We start from the raw sequence: 15170 nt of genomic DNA, 5'->3' as shown, positions 1-15170 counted from the left end.
ATTCATCAAAGGGTAGTCCCTAGGGCAGTACAATTGAACGGTTTTTCACATTCCGGGTTTTCCATGTTTGTACATCCTGAATTCGATCCTATTGCCATTTCGATCGGCCCTGTGGCCATTCGCTGGTACGGTTTGATGTATTTGTTGGCTTTTGTTGCCTTCATCATGCTCGCCAAGCGCCGCTTGCATTTGTTCCCGGCCATCAAAATGTCCGATGTGGACAATATGCTGACCTGGGCGGTTTTGGGTGTCATTCTGGGTGGTCGATTGGGCTATGTTTTTTTTTACAAGCCTGACTACTACATGGCCAACCCTGGCGAAATTCTCGCAATTTGGGAAGGCGGAATGTCTTTTCATGGTGGGTTTCTCGGCGTGTTGCTGGTGTGTTTTATTTACGGCAGGTACAAAGACTGGAAGTTTTTTGATGTGATGGATTTTGTGGCGCCCGCTGTTCCAATCGGATTGGCCTTGGGTCGTCTTGGCAACTTTATCAATGGTGAGTTGTGGGGGCGCCCGACCGATGGCTGGTGGGGGGTTGTGTTTCCGCAGGCGGGCGATGCAATTGCACGCCACCCATCACAGCTTTACCAAATGAGTTTGGAAGGTATTGCTTTGTTCATTGGGCTTTGGTGGTTTGCCAGCAAGCCACGCCCGCGTGCGGCAGTGTCAGCCTGGTTTTTGATTGGCTATGGTGCCGCCCGTTTTGTGGTGGAGTATGCCCGTGAGCCAGACCGCTTTTTGGGTACGCTTTCTCTGGGATTGTCGATGGGGCAATGGTTGTGTGTGCCCATGATTCTGGGTGGATTCGCCTTGTTGGCATGGTCGAAAAACAAGCCCACAGGGCTTGAAACCATGACTGCGTTGGAAGCTGCCCAGGCAAAAGCAGGCAAGGGCAGCAAACGCAGCAAGTGATATTGAATTAAAAGCCGGTAACTGCCTTGTAAATCATGGACATGGCAATGAAAGCCAGCAGCAGTGCAAAAATGCGCTTGATCTTTTTGACAGGCAGGGTGTGCGCCAGTTTTGCACCATAAGGGGCAAATAGTACGCTCATCGCTGCCACGCAGGCCACAGCGGGCAAATAAACATAGCCCAGTGACCCGGCTGGCATGCCTTGCAAATGTTGCCCGTTGATTACGTAAGCGGCACTTGAAAACACGGCAATCGGGAAACCCAAGGCAGCGGATGTTGCCACAGCATTGCGCAGGTTGATGTTGCTCCACACCATAAAGGGCACCGACAGAAACCCACCCCCGGCGCCTACAATTGCCGAGGCTGCCCCAATTACGCCACCCACAGCCGCAAGACCTGCTTTCCCCGGCAAAGTGCGGCTTGGTTTGGGTTTCTTGTCGGCATACATTTGGTAAGCGGAAAAAATAACAAAAGCACCGAATACGAATGCCAGTTCTTTGGTGGGCAAATAAGACACCACTTTTGATCCAATAAACCCACCGATGAGAATACCTGGGGTGAGGAACTTCACGATGTCCCATCGCACCGCGCCAGCCTTGTGGTGAGCACGCATGCTCGAAATACTGGTAAACATGATGATGGCCAGTGAGGTGGCAATGGAGGAGTGCACCACATGCTCGACGGGCACGCCCTGGCTAACCATCAGGAAAGTGAGAAAGGGCACCAGCAGCATGCCGCCACCAATGCCCAACAAGCCAGCCAACACGCCGCTGACTACACCCAAAACAAGCAGTGAAACTATAAAAACCGGATCGAACATGGCGATTAAATTTTTTTGGTTTGAATCTGGACAGGATAAAAAAAGAGGCGACTGAACGTAGGTTCAATCGCCCCGGTGTGGGGGTCTCTGCCGATGCCATACTGGCCCGATCCCTGAACCTAAGGTTCAAGTGGGTCGCAGTGTTAGGGTTTTTAGGTTTCCCTGACAAAGAGGGAATCACACCAACCCTGAAAAGTCCGCAACCGGGATCACAGATATTGGTTCACGGAATACTGACCAATACAGACACGGCAGAGATAAAACAAAATTCCTTATTCGAACAAGTCGGCATTCTTGGGCTTGCCAGCAGCCGCATTGTTCAGGCTGCCATCAACCATTTGTTCGATAGCCTCGATTTTACGCTCAATCGTCTCAATGTCCAGTCCTAAAACAGGGTTGGAAGGGTTACTACCAACGAGCGATTCATGCGCGATTTGTAAGGCCGCCATGACTGCGATTTTATCAAGCCCCACCACCTTGCCGGTGTTGCGGATGCTGGACATTTTTGTTTCTACAATATTGACAGCCTGCTGCAAGGCTGCGCGTTCTTCGGGCTTGCAGGCAATGCGGAATTCCCGGCCCATGATTTTCACGTCAAGTGCTTCCAATTATTCCTCCGAGTTCAATTCAAGTTCAGGGAACCATTGATTCAGCATTTGGTTGATTTGACCTTGTGCATGATTCACTTTTTTGTGAAGCAATTCATTTTCCCGGCGCAGGGCTTCAATTTGTTCCCTGGCCGACTTGTTGTCCAGGCGGCTTTGATCAAGGGCTTTGGCCAGGCTGGACACTTTGACTTGAAGTTCGTCGAGTTTCGCAAGCAGTGATTGCGTCATTGGCTGGCTCCATCTTCGGGTAATAATTCCCGAGGGTTGCTGTTGTTGGTATTTTAACTAGACTATACAGTTGCTTACGGCAATCTACTACAGTTTCGCTTTAGGTTAAAACAAAGTTTTCAAGCCCAACACGTCTTGCATGTCAAACAAACCTTTTTCATGACCAATCAAAAACTGGGCTGCCCGAATTGAGCCTTGTGCATAAGTCATGCGGCTTGAAGATTTGTGCGTAATTTCAATACGCTCGCCAATGCCGGCAAATAGTACAGTGTGGTCGCCCACAATATCGCCACCACGAATGGTCGAGAAGCCGATGGTGCCAGCCTTGCGCTCGCCGGTAATGCCTTCCCGGGCGAAAACGCCTACGTCTTGAAGATCAACCCCCAGGCCCTTGGCAAGCACTTCGCCCATGCGCAAGGCAGTGCCCGAAGGGGCATCTACTTTTTTGCTGTGGTGGGCTTCAATCACTTCGATATCGTAGCCTTGTGACAAAATTTTTGCAGCCACTTCCAGCAGTTTGAATGTGGCGTTAACGCCAACAGCCATGTTGGGAGACCACACCATGGCCACTTTCTCGGATGCTTTTTTCAGCGCTTCCAGTTGCTTGGGCTCGAACCCAGTAGTGCCAATCACGGCCTTCACGCCGTGTTTCTCGCACAAGGCCAGGTGGTGCAAAGTGCCCTCGGGGCGGGTGAAGTCGATTAAAACATCGGCATTGGCCAAGGCGCTGTCTGTGTTGTCAGTAACCAGCACTCCCGATGAAATACCCATGAAGTCGCCAGCATCGCGACCAATGCTGGGTGAACCAGTTTGATCAAAAGCGCCTGCGAGTTCGCAGCCGGGGTGGTTCAGAATGGCTTCTATCAATGTTTTGCCCATGCGCCCACTGGCGCCGGCAATTGCAATTTGAATTGGCTTGGTCATGGCTATTTATTTAAGTACGGGTGCGCGTTCTGTGCCGCCCACTGCAGATTCAGAATCCTTGATGTCATCGGCTGGTTTTTCTGAGGGCAAGGGTTCTGTTGGCACTTTGGTGGAGCTGTCTGGGCCCAATAAATCGGTTGGGCTGACAGGCAGGTTTTCACCCCCATGGCGGGCCACGCGTTCATTCTCGAAAATCACGGTGTAACGCGACTGTGTGGTTTGCCCATCAGCGCGCAACAAACGGTAAACATAGTCCCAGCGGTTGGCGTGGAAGGCGTCATTCAACAACGGTGTGCCCAGAATAAAGCGCACCTGCTCTTTGGTCATGCCCACTTGCAGCTTGGCCACGTCTTGCTGGGTAATGAAGTTACCCTGCTGAATATCAAACTTGTAGGGTTTGACGAAAGAGGGGACGTAGTTGTCCGGAATGATTGAACACGCGGAAACCCCTAGGGCCATGGCCGAGCAAAGAATCAAATTCAGTCGTAAAATACGCATTGTTTTGTGAATTCGCATGTGAAGTGGGAACAGAGTACCTTATTCGGTGCGCTAACATATCCTGCAAAGGCGTTATCATAAGCTACTTGAACTCGATTAAGCCTCAGAATGGTACCAAACTCATGACTACAGCAACGGATCTCAAAAGCATTGGTTTAAAGGCAACGCTGCCACGAATGAAAATTCTGGAATTGTTCCAGAGCGGGCAGCATCGTCACCTGAGTGCTGAAGACGTTTACAAATTGCTGCTGCAAGAAGACCTGGACATCGGTCTGGCCACCGTTTACCGGGTTTTAACGCAGTTTGAACAGGCAGGTTTACTGGCTCGCCAGCATTTTGAGACGGGCAAGTCGGTGTTTGAGCTGAATGAAGGCGCTCACCACGACCATTTGGTGTGCGTGCAGTGCGGCAAAGTTGTAGAGTTTTTTGACGAAGAAATTGAGCGTCGCCAAAAGATGATTGCCAAAGACCGCGGGTTTGAACTTCACGATCATGCACTTTCCCTTTACGGTTCATGTACCAAGAAAGATTGTGAGAACAGGCGCAAATAATCAGGCCTTGGTAAAGCACACCCGCCAGTGAAGTTAACCGTTGGCCGAGGCAATCATTTCATGCGCCGCAGTGCGCGTGGCCTCGGTGATCACTTGTCCGCCCAGCATTCTTGCGATTTCTTCCACCCGGGCTTTGGCCTCAAGTTGCACAATCTTTGAGCGCGTGGTTTGCGCTGAAATGTCTTTGCTGACCTGAAAATGGTTGTGGCCCTGTGCGGCCACCTGAGGCAGGTGGGTTACGCAAAGCACTTGTTTGTTCGAGGCCAACAGGCGAAGGTAACGCCCCACAGTTTCAGCAACCGCACCCCCGATGCCACTGTCCACCTCATCGAAGATCAGAGTGGGCACAGGCGTGCTTTCAACTGTGTTCACGGTAATCGCCAGGCTGATACGCGCAAGTTCGCCACCTGAGGCCACTTTCTGAATGGCTTGGGGTGTAACGCCCGGGTGCCCGGCCACGCGGAATTCAATGTTGTCGCTGCCTTTGGCAGAGGGCTCACCTTTGGCCACATCAACTACGAAAACGCCACCTTGCATGCTGAGTGTTTGCATGGATTCAGTCACGCGTTTTGACAAAGCCAGAGCAGCTTTTTTGCGCGCTGTACAAAGCAGATCGGCTTGTGTTTCATAAGCTTGCCGCGCGGCAGCCAGTTCCTTCTGCAGCTTTTCTACATCGAAACCTTCCTCAAGCCCCTTGATTTCGGCTTGTACGCTTTCCATTTCCGTGTGAAGGGTTTCCGGCTGAATGCGCAGTTTGCGGGCGGTTTCATGCCAAAGCGACATGCGTGCTTCCACTTCAGCCAGTGTGTCTGGGTCCAGGTCGCTGTGTTTCAGGTAATTGCCCAAATCGTAGCTGGCTTCCCGAATCAATATTTCGCCTTCAGACAGTGTTTTGACCACGCCTTCCAGAGCCGGGTCGCGGGTGCTTAAGTGGCTAAGCTTTTCGATGACTTGGGTAAGTTGATCGAGCAGGGCATTTTCATTTTGCGACAGCACATCGCTTGCGTGTTGCGTGCCCTCGATCAATTCGGCGCCATGGCTCAACCGATCAAAGTCACTGCTGAGTGTTTCCCATTCGCCGGCCTTCGGTGCCACTTTGCTCAGTGAGTCCAGTTTCCATTGCAAATTTTCAAGGCGCGCTGCTCGGTCTTCCTGGCTGCTTTGGGCCTGTTTCAGGGTTTTTTCCGCAGTTTTCAATCGGGAATAAGTTTGGGTAGTGGCCTGGACCAGGTCGCCGTGTTGGCCGAAGTCGTCCAGCAAGCGCAGTTGCTCCCCAGGCTTTGCAAGCGTTTGAAACGCGTGTTGCCCGTGAATGTCGATCAAGGTTTCAGACAATTCTTTCAGCGTGCTGGCAGGCACCGGCGTCCCGTTGATGTAGGCCTTTGACCTGCCATTCGATTCAATGGCCCGGCGAAGGTGCATTTCGCCCTCGCTACAGTCGATGGATTGTTCATCGAGAATGGCTTTGGCCGCAGGGTTTAACTCGAATACCGCGGTGATATTGGCGCGTTCACAACCTTCCCGAACCTGCGAGGCGTCTGCGCGCGCACCGAGGCACAGCGACAGCGCATCAATCAAAATGGACTTGCCCGCGCCAGTTTCGCCGGACAACACCGACATGCCTGGGGCGAAATGCAAATCGAGTTTGTCGACAATAACGAAATCTTGAATGGTCAAACTACTTAGCATGGCCGCTGTCTCTGAGTCCTCGAGTTTTGTGGGGGGCTTCTGTGGGGCTTGCACTCCAGTGCAGTTTTTGCCTCAACATGGCGAAGTAATCATATCGTGCCGGGTGCAAAAGCTGGATAGGGTGTGGTGACACCTTGATCCGTATTTGATCACCCACTTTGGCGCGGCCATTGAACTGCATGTCAAAGTGCACGCCGGTCTGCTTGCCGCCCGTCACATGGATATCAATCGTGCTGTGTTGGGGCAGCGCGATTGGCCGGTTGGTAAGCGCATGCGGCGCTACCGGTACGATAAGCAAGCCGGCCAGACTTGGGTGCAAAATTGGGCCATCGGCCGACAAGGCATAGGCTGTGGAACCAGTTGGTGTCGAAATAATAAGGCCGTCTGCGCGCAGGTCGTACATAAACGTACCATCAACCTCTACGCGAAGTTCGACCATGCCGCCCACGATACCGCGGCTGATCACAATGTCATTTAAAGCAATGTGATTTTCCACCACTTTGCCTTGTCGCAAAATTTGACCTTCAAGGTAAGCCCGGTTTTCCGAGACCGATTGACCGTTGATGGTGTCGATCAGGGTGGGGTTGATGTCGTCGAGGCGAATGTCGGTGAGAAATCCCAGACGGCCCTGATTAATGCCGATCAAGGGAATGTTGCAGTCGGCCAATTCTCGGGCTGTGCCCAGAAAAGTGCCGTCGCCACCAATGATGACCGCAATTTTCGCCTTTTTCTTGATCAGGGCCAAATTGGCAAATTCGAAGTTGGCTTCATCACATTCAGGTTTTGATTTTCTGGAAGAACCGCTGTTCAACATGGAATCGCACACCAGCACTTGGAAGGCGTTGGCGGCCAGCAGGTCAACCACACTTCGCCAAATGGCCTGTTTTGGGGAGGCGCCATGTTTGGCAAACACAGCAATGCACATCCCTTTCTGTTTCGGCATTCTTGATTCCCTGTTTTTGTCGTAAAGTGAAGCCTTGGTTTTAATCCTAAGCCCAATCGTATCGCAACCCGCATTTGAAGTGACATTGATGATAGACGAACGCGCCCGTTCCATATTGAAAACATTGGTTGAAAGGTACATCACTGAGGGTAACCCGGTGGGTTCGAGGGCTTTGTCCAAATATTCGACGCTCGATTTAAGCCCGGCCACTATTCGAAACGTGATGGCGGACCTTGAAGAACTGCGCCTGGTGGTATCGCCCCACACTTCGGCGGGTCGAGTGCCCACGCCTCAGGGGTACCGCATGTTTGTTGACTCCCTGCTTACCGTAAAACCTTTGGCAATCGATGTGCAATCCGCCCTAAGCGGAGGAATTCTGCGTGAGGACCCCAACCGTGTTTTAAACAAGGCGGTGAACCTGCTTTCCAGTTTGTCCTCTTTTGCCGGGGTGATTACAGCGCCGAAAAAGGCGGCTTTGTTTCGACACGTGGAATTTTTAAGTTTGTCGGATCGAAAGGTTTTGCTGATTATCGTGACGCCCGATGGTGATGTGCAAAACAGAATATTGATTGTCGAGAAGCCTTACACACAAAGTGAATTGACCATGGCGGCGAATTTCTTCAACCAGCATTTTGCAGGTTTGAGTTTTCAGCAGGCCAAACAAAGGTTGTCGGAGGAATTGCACCAAATCAGCCAGGACATCAGCAAGTTGATGCAAGCTGCCGTGAATGCGGGTACAGAATCTGAGGAAAGCCAGGCCGATGGTGTGTTGCTGTCGGGAGAGCGAAAGCTGCTGGATGTATCGGATTTGTCGACGGACATGGAGCGCCTGAAAAAGATGTTTGGCGTGTTTGAACAACGCACTGCGTTGTTGCGCCTGCTTGAAAGCTCCAACAGGGCCGAAGGTGTGCAAATTTTCATCGGTGGTGATTCCAGCTTGGTGCCCATGGAGGAGATGAGCGTGATCTCGGCGCCTTACCATGTGAACGGTGAGGTGGTTGGCACTTTGGGCGTGATTGGCCCCACACGCATGGCCTACGAGCGGTTGATTCCGATTGTGGACATCACATCGAAGCTGGTTTCTTCGGCTTTGTCGGATCCGGAGTAGGGTAAGCCACCCCGGCAGTCAGCTTTGGGTATACTTTCAGCCTTGATGTTCATTAGGTAGTATCCATGCGCACCGAAGCTCCATTTCGTCACGGCACGCCCCAGAAAACCGCGGTCTTACTCGTTAACCTTGGCACTCCAGACAATGCAGACACACCATCGCTTCGGCGTTATTTGAAGGAATTTTTGTCTGACCCACGTGTGGTTGAAATTCCCAAGCTGGTGTGGTGGATCATTTTGAACTGTATTATTTTGCAGATTCGCCCCAAAAAATCCGCAGCCAAATACGCCACGGTGTGGACTGACGAGGGCTCGCCTCTATTGGCCATTGGTAAAAGGCAGGTCAAGGTGCTTAGCGAGGCTTTCAAGGCCCGGCGCTGGGATGTTCGTGTTGATTTGGCGATGCGTTATGGCAACCCCTCGGTGGCCAGTCGAATGGATCAGCTTCGCAAAGATGGTTATGACCGTGTGCTGGTGTTCCCTCTGTATCCTCAATATGCGGCGGCTACTACTGCGTCGGTGTTTGATGCGGTGTTTGACTGGGCCAAGCCGGTCCGCAATATTCCCGAATTGCGTTTGGTGAAGCATTATCACGATCACCCGGCTTATGTCCATGCCCTGGCTGAGAGCGTGCGCAAGCACTGGCAAGTCAATGGGCGCCCGAATTTTGATCAGGGTGATGTGCTGTTGTTCAGTTTTCACGGTGTGCCTGAAATGACTTTGCTCAAGGGCGACCCTTACCATTGCGAGTGTTACAAAACTGCGCGCTTACTGGGCGAGGAATTGGGGCTGCAAAAGGGCAATTACAGGGTTACGTTCCAAAGCCGGTTCGGCAAGGCCAAATGGCTGGAACCATACACCGATAAAACCCTGGAAGCCTTGGGGCAGGCTGGTACCAAGCGTATTGATGTGATGTGCCCAGGTTTTATGGCCGATTGCCTTGAAACGCTGGAGGAAATTAATCAGGAAGGCCGGGAAGACTTTCAGCATGCGGGGGGAGGCGAGTTCCATTACATTGCCTGCCTGAATGACAGCGAGCTGGCCGCGGCCATGCTGTCTGAAATTACTGCGCAGCACATGCAGGGCTGGCCAGTCGACATGGGTTACGAAGAATCCATGGCACAGGAACTTGCCGAGAGTCGAAAATTGGCGCTTGAAATGGGCGCGCAATAAGTTTCTGCCAACAATTCAGCGTAATTCTGCGTATTTTTACTTTGTGGGCTTGAATTTCGCGTTCAAGCCCTCATTTACCGCCAAGAGTAGGGGCGACCGGTAAAGGCCTGTCGCCTCTTTTGAATTTTAATGGAGGAAAAGACATGTCAGAACCCACTGGAAAGCCGGCCACGGACGAACAAACGTCTGCCCAGGCACCAGAAGGTCAGCAGCAAGGCGCGCAGACCCAAAATGAGACCGAACAGGCTGTTCAGCAAGAAGCGCCCCAAGACGAAATCTCTGTGCTGAAGGCGGCATTGGAAAATGCACACCATGAGGTAGAGAAATCCAAGGAGGTGTACTTGCGCCTGGCGGCTGACATGGAAAACCTTCGTCGTCGCACGCAAGAAGACGTGGCCAAGGCACACAAGTACGCCATTGAATCGTTTGCTGAATCCTTGGTGCCGGTTCGCGACAGTCTTGAAATGGCACTGGCGGTAGAAAACCAGACCCCGGAAGCATTGAAAGACGGCGTTGCTGCAACACTTCGTCAGCTGGAAGCCGCATTTGAGCGTGGCAGGGTGATGGTGCTTAACCCCGTGGGCGAAAAGTTTAATCCCAACCAGCACCAGGCGGTGGCCATGGTGCCGGGAGACTCTGTTGAGCCCGCTGTTGCGCCCAACCATGTGGTGGCGGTGTTGCAAAAGGGTTATTTGATCAATGACCGTGTGTTGCGACCCGCTTTGGTCTCAGTTGCACAATAGGCGGCGCAATAAATTTTTGAAGCTGGGTTGAAAAACCCCTTGAACTGAAGGGCTTTAGCCCCATATCAGCTTTAACCGAATATTACTGAATTTAGAAATCACGGAGAAATTCATGGGAAAGATTATTGGCATTGACTTGGGTACCACCAATTCTTGCGTTGCGGTATTTGAAGGCGGTGGTTACAAAGTGATCGAAAACTCGGAAGGTGCGCGTACAACCCCTTCCATCATCGCTTACATGGAAGATGGTGAAATTCTGGTGGGTGCACCCGCCAAGCGCCAGGCCGTGACCAACCCCAAGAACACCTTGTACGCTGTAAAGCGTTTGATTGGTCGCAAGTTTGAAGACGCCGAAGTGCAGAAAGACATCGACATGATGCCTTTCAGCATCATGAAAGCTGACAACGGCGACGCATGGGTTGGCGTACGTGATCAAAAACTGGCGCCCCCACAGGTGTCGGCTGAAGTGCTGCGCAAAATGAAGAAAACTGCGGAAGACTACTTGGGCGAAGAAGTAACTGAGGCCGTGATTACAGTGCCTGCTTATTTCAATGACAGCCAGCGCCAGGCGACGAAAGACGCCGGCCGTATTGCCGGCCTGGACGTAAAGCGCATCATTAACGAGCCCACCGCAGCCGCTTTGGCGTTTGGTATGGACAAGGCCGAGAAGGGCGACCGCAAAATTGCAGTGTACGACTTGGGTGGTGGTACCTTCGACGTGTCGATCATTGAAATTGCCGACATCGACGGCGAGAAGCAGTTTGAAGTGCTCTCTACCAACGGTGACACTTTCCTGGGCGGTGAAGATTTTGACCAGCGCATTATTGACCACATCATCGACGAGTTCAAAAAGAACAATGGCGTTGATTTGTCGAAAGACCCAATCGCTTTGCAGCGTATCAAGGCTGCCGCCGAGCGCGCGAAAATTGAATTGTCTTCTTCACAGCAAACTGAAATCAACGAGCCCTACATTGCGATGGCCAACGGCGCACCCGTGCACCTGACCACCAAGCTGAGCCGCTCCAAGCTGGAAGCGCTGGTTGAAGACCTGATTGCCCGCACAGTTGAGCCCATGAAAATGGCTTTGAAAGATGCAGGTGTGTCCACTTCACAAATTGACGACATTATTCTGGTAGGCGGTATGACCCGCATGCCCAAAGTACAGGAAGCGGTTAAAAACTTCTTTGGCAAAGAGCCCCGCAAAGACGTAAACCCAGATGAGGCCGTGGCTGCTGGTGCTGCAATTCAGGGTTCCGTGTTGAGTGGTGATCGCAAAGACGTGTTGTTGCTGGACGTGTCACCGTTGTCTTTGGGTATTGAAACCATGGGCGGCGTGATGACGAAGATGATCGAGAAAAACACGACCATCCCGACCAAGTTCAGCCAAGTGTTTTCAACCGCGGATGACAACCAGCCTGCCGTAACCATCAAGGTGTTCCAGGGTGAGCGCCAGATGGCCAACGACAACAAGAGTTTGGGTGAATTTAACCTGGAAGGTATTCCACCCGCGCCACGTGGCGTGCCGCAGATTGAAGTGACCTTTGACATTGATGCCAACGGTATTTTGCATGTGTCTGCAAAAGACAAAGGCACTGGCAAAGAAAACAAGATTGTGATTAAGGCCAACTCTGGTTTGAGTGAAGATGAGATCCAGAAAATGGTGAAAGACGCCGAAGCGAATGCGGCCGATGACGCCAAGCGCCGTGAGTTGGCGGAGGCCAAGAACCAGGCAGATGCACTGGTGCATAGCACCCGCAAGTCGCTGGGCGAGTATGGCGACAAACTGGAAGCTGGCGAAAAAGAAAAGATCGAAGCGGCATGCAAGGCTTTGGAAGAAGCTGCCAAGGGCGAAGACAAAGACGCCATTGATGCACGCACCAAAGAATTGGCCGAGTCAGCCCAGAAATTGGGCGAGAAGATGTACGCAGACATGCAGGCCCAACAAGCTGCAGAAGGAGCCGCGGCAGGTGCAAACCCAGGTGGTGCCGAGCAGCAGGCCTCTTCCAAGAAAGACGATGCTGACGATGTAGTAGATGCAGACTTCAAGGAAGTGAAAGACAAGTAATGTTGGCAGCGAGGCGCCTTTGTGGGTGCCTCGCCAAAAACCAAGGGCACACTGGCTGGCTGCATATGTTGCGGTTTTTCAGTGAAGCCCTTTTTGTACGAATAAAAGCAGTGTTTCGCGAACAGCTGCATGAAACGAGACTGACATGGCAAAACGGGACTTCTACGAGATTTTGGGTGTACAAAAAAATGCCACAGACGATGAGCTGAAAAAAGCCTATCGAAAAATGGCCATGAAGTATCACCCCGACCGCAACCCAGACAGCAAGGATGCGGAGGCCAAGTTCAAAGAGGCCAAAGAAGCCTATGAGATGTTGACTGACCCCAAGAAACGTGCGGCCTATGACAGACACGGCCATGCGGGTGTGGACCCCAATATGGGTGGCGGCGGTGCAGGTGGCTTCTCGGATTTCTCAGATGCCTTCGGCGATATTTTTGGTGATATTTTTGGTGGCCGCGCAGGCGGTGGTGCTTCTCGCCAGTCGCAGATGTACCGTGGTTCAGACCTGAAATACAACATGGAAATTACGCTGGAGCAGGCGGCCAAAGGTTTTGATACCCAAATCCGCGTGCCGGTTTGGGACAACTGCGGTACTTGCTCTGGAAGTGGTGCCAAGCCGGGCACCAAGCCTGAAACCTGTTCTACCTGTGGTGGATCGGGTGCGGTGCGCATGACCCAGGGTTTTTTCAGCGTGCAGCAAACCTGCCCGAAGTGCCATGGCACCGGCAAGATGATTCCGCACCCCTGCCACGACTGTGAAGGTTTGGGTCGCAAGAAGACCAATAAAACCCTGGAAGTGAAGGTGCCCGCAGGTATTGACGATGGCATGCGCATTCGCTTGAGTGGCAAGGGCGAGCCTGGTGTGAATGGTGGCCCCGCTGGTGATTTGTACGTGGAAGTACACCTGAAAGAGCATGCAGTTTTCCAGCGTGATGGTGATGACTTGCATTGCGAGATGCCGGTTTCATTTGCCGCTGCTGCGTTGGGCGGCACCATTGAGGTGCCCACTTTGGGAGGTAAAGCGTCATTTGATATTCCTGAAGGTACGCAAACAGGTAAAACATTCCGTTTGCGTGGCAAGGGCATCAAGGGTGTGCGTTCATCCTACCCTGGTGATTTGTTCTGTCACATTGTGGTGGAAACGCCGGTGCGCTTGTCAGAAAGACAGAAAGAGTTGCTGAAGGAATTTGAGCAGTCTTGCACGGCTGATGGTGACAAGCACTCGCCGCGGGCGAAAGGCTGGATGGACAAGGTCAAAGACTTTTTCGGCTAACTGACTGTTGCGTGGCATTGGCACGTTTTTGTAAGGTTTGGGTGCTGCACCGCCTCGCCTTAGCAAGTCTTCTGATTCCGGCTTGATGCTTCTGGCTTGGGGCATGCGAAACGCGAACGCGTCTTCGCATCGATTGCTGCGCAATCGCCCCGCGCTGCGAATCCGCCGGGAAGCCTTGCAAAGTCGGCAAGGCGGTGCAGCATCCAAACCTCACGTAGCGCACCATGCTCGCGCAAGCCGCAAGCCGCAAGCCGCAAGCCGCAAGCCGCAAGCCGCAAGCCGCAAGCCGCAAGCCGCAAGCCGCAACTCGCCAGTCACCAGCGTTTGCTGCGCGGGCTCGGTAAGCATGCCCTTGCAGCGCCAGTCAAGAAAGCCTGCCCTTGGTGTTGATTCACCGCCTGTTCGGCTGAAAGCCGAAAGCGCAGCCCGCCCGCTTTTTAGCGGGTGCGCTTAGGGTGGTTCATCAACAACAAGGGGGTAGTCAGGCTTTCTGGCGCAAAAGGGTATGCGACTGGGCCACCCTCAGAAAACGGATGTGCCGACTTACGCAGGAATGATGCTGTCGACGCCGTTGCCACCTGTGGCTTCATACCCAAGCCGAACATAGATCGGCGCAAACGGTTCAGCCTGCGTTACTTTCACCAAGCCCTCACGGGTCAGCTCCAGCATGGCGATGAAGTTCACCACCACCACGGGCACGCCACGTTCAATGTCGAACATGTCGAAAAACTCAACGAACTTTTGGGTTTGAAGACGACGCAAAATCATGGTCATGTGTTCACGCACCGACAATTCTTCTCGAGAGATTGTGTGCGCCTTCACCAGGGATGCGCGACGCAAAATCGCCTGCCAGGCATCACGCAGTTCTTCTGGGTTTACATCAGGAAAACGTTCAACAGTATTTGGGTCGTGGAAGGCGTGAGCAATCCAGAAATCCCGACCCACCAGGGGCACCTTGTCGAGCTCTTGCGCTGCCAGCTTCATTTGTTCGTATTCAATCAGCCGGCGAGCCAGCTCGGCGCGCGGGTCTTCCGCTTCTTCTTCACCATCTTTGGGAATCACGGGCAACAGCATTCGAGATTTGATCTCGATCAGCATGGCGGCATGAGCAGGTATTCAGCAGCCAACTCAAGGTTGCGGGTACGAATTTCTTCAATGTAGGTGAGGTACTGGCGGGTCAGTTCCGCCATGGGAATGTCGAGAATGTTGAAGTTTTGCTTGCGGATCAGGTAAAGCAGCAAATCCAGCGGGCCTTCAAAAGCCTCCAGAAACACCTCCAGTGCGTCTGGTGGTATGTACAGGTCTTTGGGCATGTTGAACAGCGGTGCGCCATACAGACGGGCCAAACCCACACCATCCACCGTGTTGGGGGTGCTGTCGTTGGGGTTTAGTACGCTGATGTCGTCGAGTTCGCTGCTCAAAGTGGCTGCACTTTATTTGCTTTGATACACATAGGGTTTTTGTGCAACCTTGGCTTCCTTAAAGCCTTCTTGAAGCTTCTTGTCCAGTTGTTTGTCCCACAATAGGGCGCGACCTTTTTGCTGTTCGTTTTCCAGATGGGGACGTTCAGTTTTGAGTTGTGTTAAAAACTGGGTTGCTTCAGATTCGTATTGCATGGTGGCGTGCCAAATAAATG

The 15170-nt window shown here is 52.5% G+C and carries 16 protein-coding genes, 1 other RNA gene and 1 pseudogene; 8 read left to right on the top strand and 10 right to left on the bottom strand.

All coding sequences use genetic code 11. The features are described 5' to 3' along the window. Window positions 1–63: 63 nt before the first annotated feature. Window positions 64–912, top strand: coding sequence for a prolipoprotein diacylglyceryl transferase (lgt, locus tag BSZ31_RS14805; RefSeq protein WP_105029390.1), 849 nt, complete (start codon window positions 64–66; stop codon window positions 910–912). 7 nt (window positions 913–919) lie between these two features. Here lgt and BSZ31_RS14800 read toward each other — a convergent pair whose 3' ends face one another. From BSZ31_RS14800 to BSZ31_RS14775, 6 genes are all read right to left on the bottom strand, one after another. Next, a complete protein-coding gene (locus BSZ31_RS14800) occupies window positions 920–1732 on the bottom strand; it encodes a sulfite exporter TauE/SafE family protein (RefSeq protein WP_105029389.1) in 813 nt (270 codons plus the stop codon). Window positions 1733–1812: 80 nt separating this feature from the next. Further along, window positions 1813–1993, bottom strand: a non-coding RNA gene (ssrS, locus tag BSZ31_RS14795) — 6S RNA. An 11-nt stretch (window positions 1994–2004) separates the two neighbouring features. After that, window positions 2005–2340, bottom strand: a complete 336-nt coding sequence (locus BSZ31_RS14790) for a cell division protein ZapA (RefSeq protein WP_105029388.1) — start codon at window positions 2338–2340, stop codon at window positions 2005–2007. Then, the gene (locus BSZ31_RS14785) at window positions 2341–2568 is read right to left on the bottom strand and encodes a hypothetical protein (RefSeq protein ID WP_105029387.1); all 228 of its coding nucleotides are present in this window, start codon (window positions 2566–2568) and stop codon (window positions 2341–2343) included. A gap of 105 nt (window positions 2569–2673) precedes the next feature. Then, window positions 2674–3492, bottom strand: a complete 819-nt coding sequence (gene dapB / locus BSZ31_RS14780) for a 4-hydroxy-tetrahydrodipicolinate reductase (RefSeq protein ID WP_206018623.1) — start codon at window positions 3490–3492, stop codon at window positions 2674–2676. A gap of 6 nt (window positions 3493–3498) precedes the next feature. After that, window positions 3499–3990, bottom strand: coding sequence for an outer membrane protein assembly factor BamE (locus BSZ31_RS14775; RefSeq protein WP_105029901.1), 492 nt, complete (start codon window positions 3988–3990; stop codon window positions 3499–3501). Between the two features lie 122 nt (window positions 3991–4112). Between BSZ31_RS14775 and fur the strand changes: the two genes are divergently transcribed. Further along, window positions 4113–4541, top strand: coding sequence for a ferric iron uptake transcriptional regulator (gene fur, locus BSZ31_RS14770; protein ID WP_105029386.1), 429 nt, complete (start codon window positions 4113–4115; stop codon window positions 4539–4541). Window positions 4542–4574: 33 nt separating this feature from the next. Here the strand turns inward: fur and recN are convergent, their stop codons facing one another. After that, window positions 4575–6230: a DNA repair protein RecN gene (gene recN / locus BSZ31_RS14765; RefSeq protein ID WP_105029385.1), complete on the bottom strand. Its 1656-nt coding sequence runs from the start codon at window positions 6228–6230 to the stop codon at window positions 4575–4577. Next, entirely contained in the window at window positions 6220–7173 is a 954-nt protein-coding gene (locus tag BSZ31_RS14760; protein ID WP_168427009.1) for an NAD(+)/NADH kinase, read from the bottom strand. The genes recN and BSZ31_RS14760 overlap by 11 nt, the downstream gene beginning before the upstream one ends. Window positions 7174–7264: 91 nt before the next feature. Here BSZ31_RS14760 and hrcA point away from each other — a divergent pair, with 91 nt between their 5' ends. The 6 genes from hrcA (at window position 7265) to BSZ31_RS16960 (ending at window position 13988) form a co-directional block, all read left to right on the top strand. Continuing rightward, complete coding sequence (hrcA, locus tag BSZ31_RS14755) at window positions 7265–8281, top strand: heat-inducible transcriptional repressor HrcA (RefSeq protein ID WP_168427070.1); 1017 nt, start codon at window positions 7265–7267, stop codon at window positions 8279–8281. Between the two features lie 65 nt (window positions 8282–8346). After that, window positions 8347–9453: a ferrochelatase gene (gene hemH / locus BSZ31_RS14750; RefSeq protein ID WP_105029382.1), complete on the top strand. Its 1107-nt coding sequence runs from the start codon at window positions 8347–8349 to the stop codon at window positions 9451–9453. A gap of 143 nt (window positions 9454–9596) precedes the next feature. Then, window positions 9597–10196: a nucleotide exchange factor GrpE gene (gene grpE, locus BSZ31_RS14745; protein WP_105029381.1), complete on the top strand. Its 600-nt coding sequence runs from the start codon at window positions 9597–9599 to the stop codon at window positions 10194–10196. Between the two features lie 112 nt (window positions 10197–10308). Then, entirely contained in the window at window positions 10309–12261 is a 1953-nt protein-coding gene (dnaK, locus tag BSZ31_RS14740) for a molecular chaperone DnaK (RefSeq protein ID WP_105029380.1), read from the top strand. A gap of 145 nt (window positions 12262–12406) precedes the next feature. Then, window positions 12407–13534 (top strand): molecular chaperone DnaJ, encoded by a 1128-nt coding sequence (dnaJ, locus tag BSZ31_RS14735; protein ID WP_105029379.1) that lies wholly within the window; start codon window positions 12407–12409, stop codon window positions 13532–13534. Window positions 13535–13637: 103 nt separating this feature from the next. Then, entirely contained in the window at window positions 13638–13988 is a 351-nt protein-coding gene (locus BSZ31_RS16960) for a hypothetical protein (RefSeq protein ID WP_168427008.1), read from the top strand. 89 nt (window positions 13989–14077) lie between these two features. Here BSZ31_RS16960 and BSZ31_RS14725 read toward each other — a convergent pair. Next, window positions 14078–14955 (bottom strand): annotated as a pseudogene (locus BSZ31_RS14725) (ScpA family protein). A gap of 12 nt (window positions 14956–14967) precedes the next feature. Further along, complete coding sequence (locus BSZ31_RS14720) at window positions 14968–15150, bottom strand: DUF3460 family protein (protein WP_105029377.1); 183 nt, start codon at window positions 15148–15150, stop codon at window positions 14968–14970. Window positions 15151–15170 lie beyond the last annotated feature (20 nt).

Origin of the sequence: Limnobacter sp. SAORIC-690 (genome assembly GCF_002954425.1) — a bacterium.
GTDB lineage: Bacteria > Pseudomonadota > Gammaproteobacteria > Burkholderiales > Burkholderiaceae_B > Limnobacter > Limnobacter profundi.
This window is presented reverse-complemented; position numbering and strand designations above follow the sequence as displayed.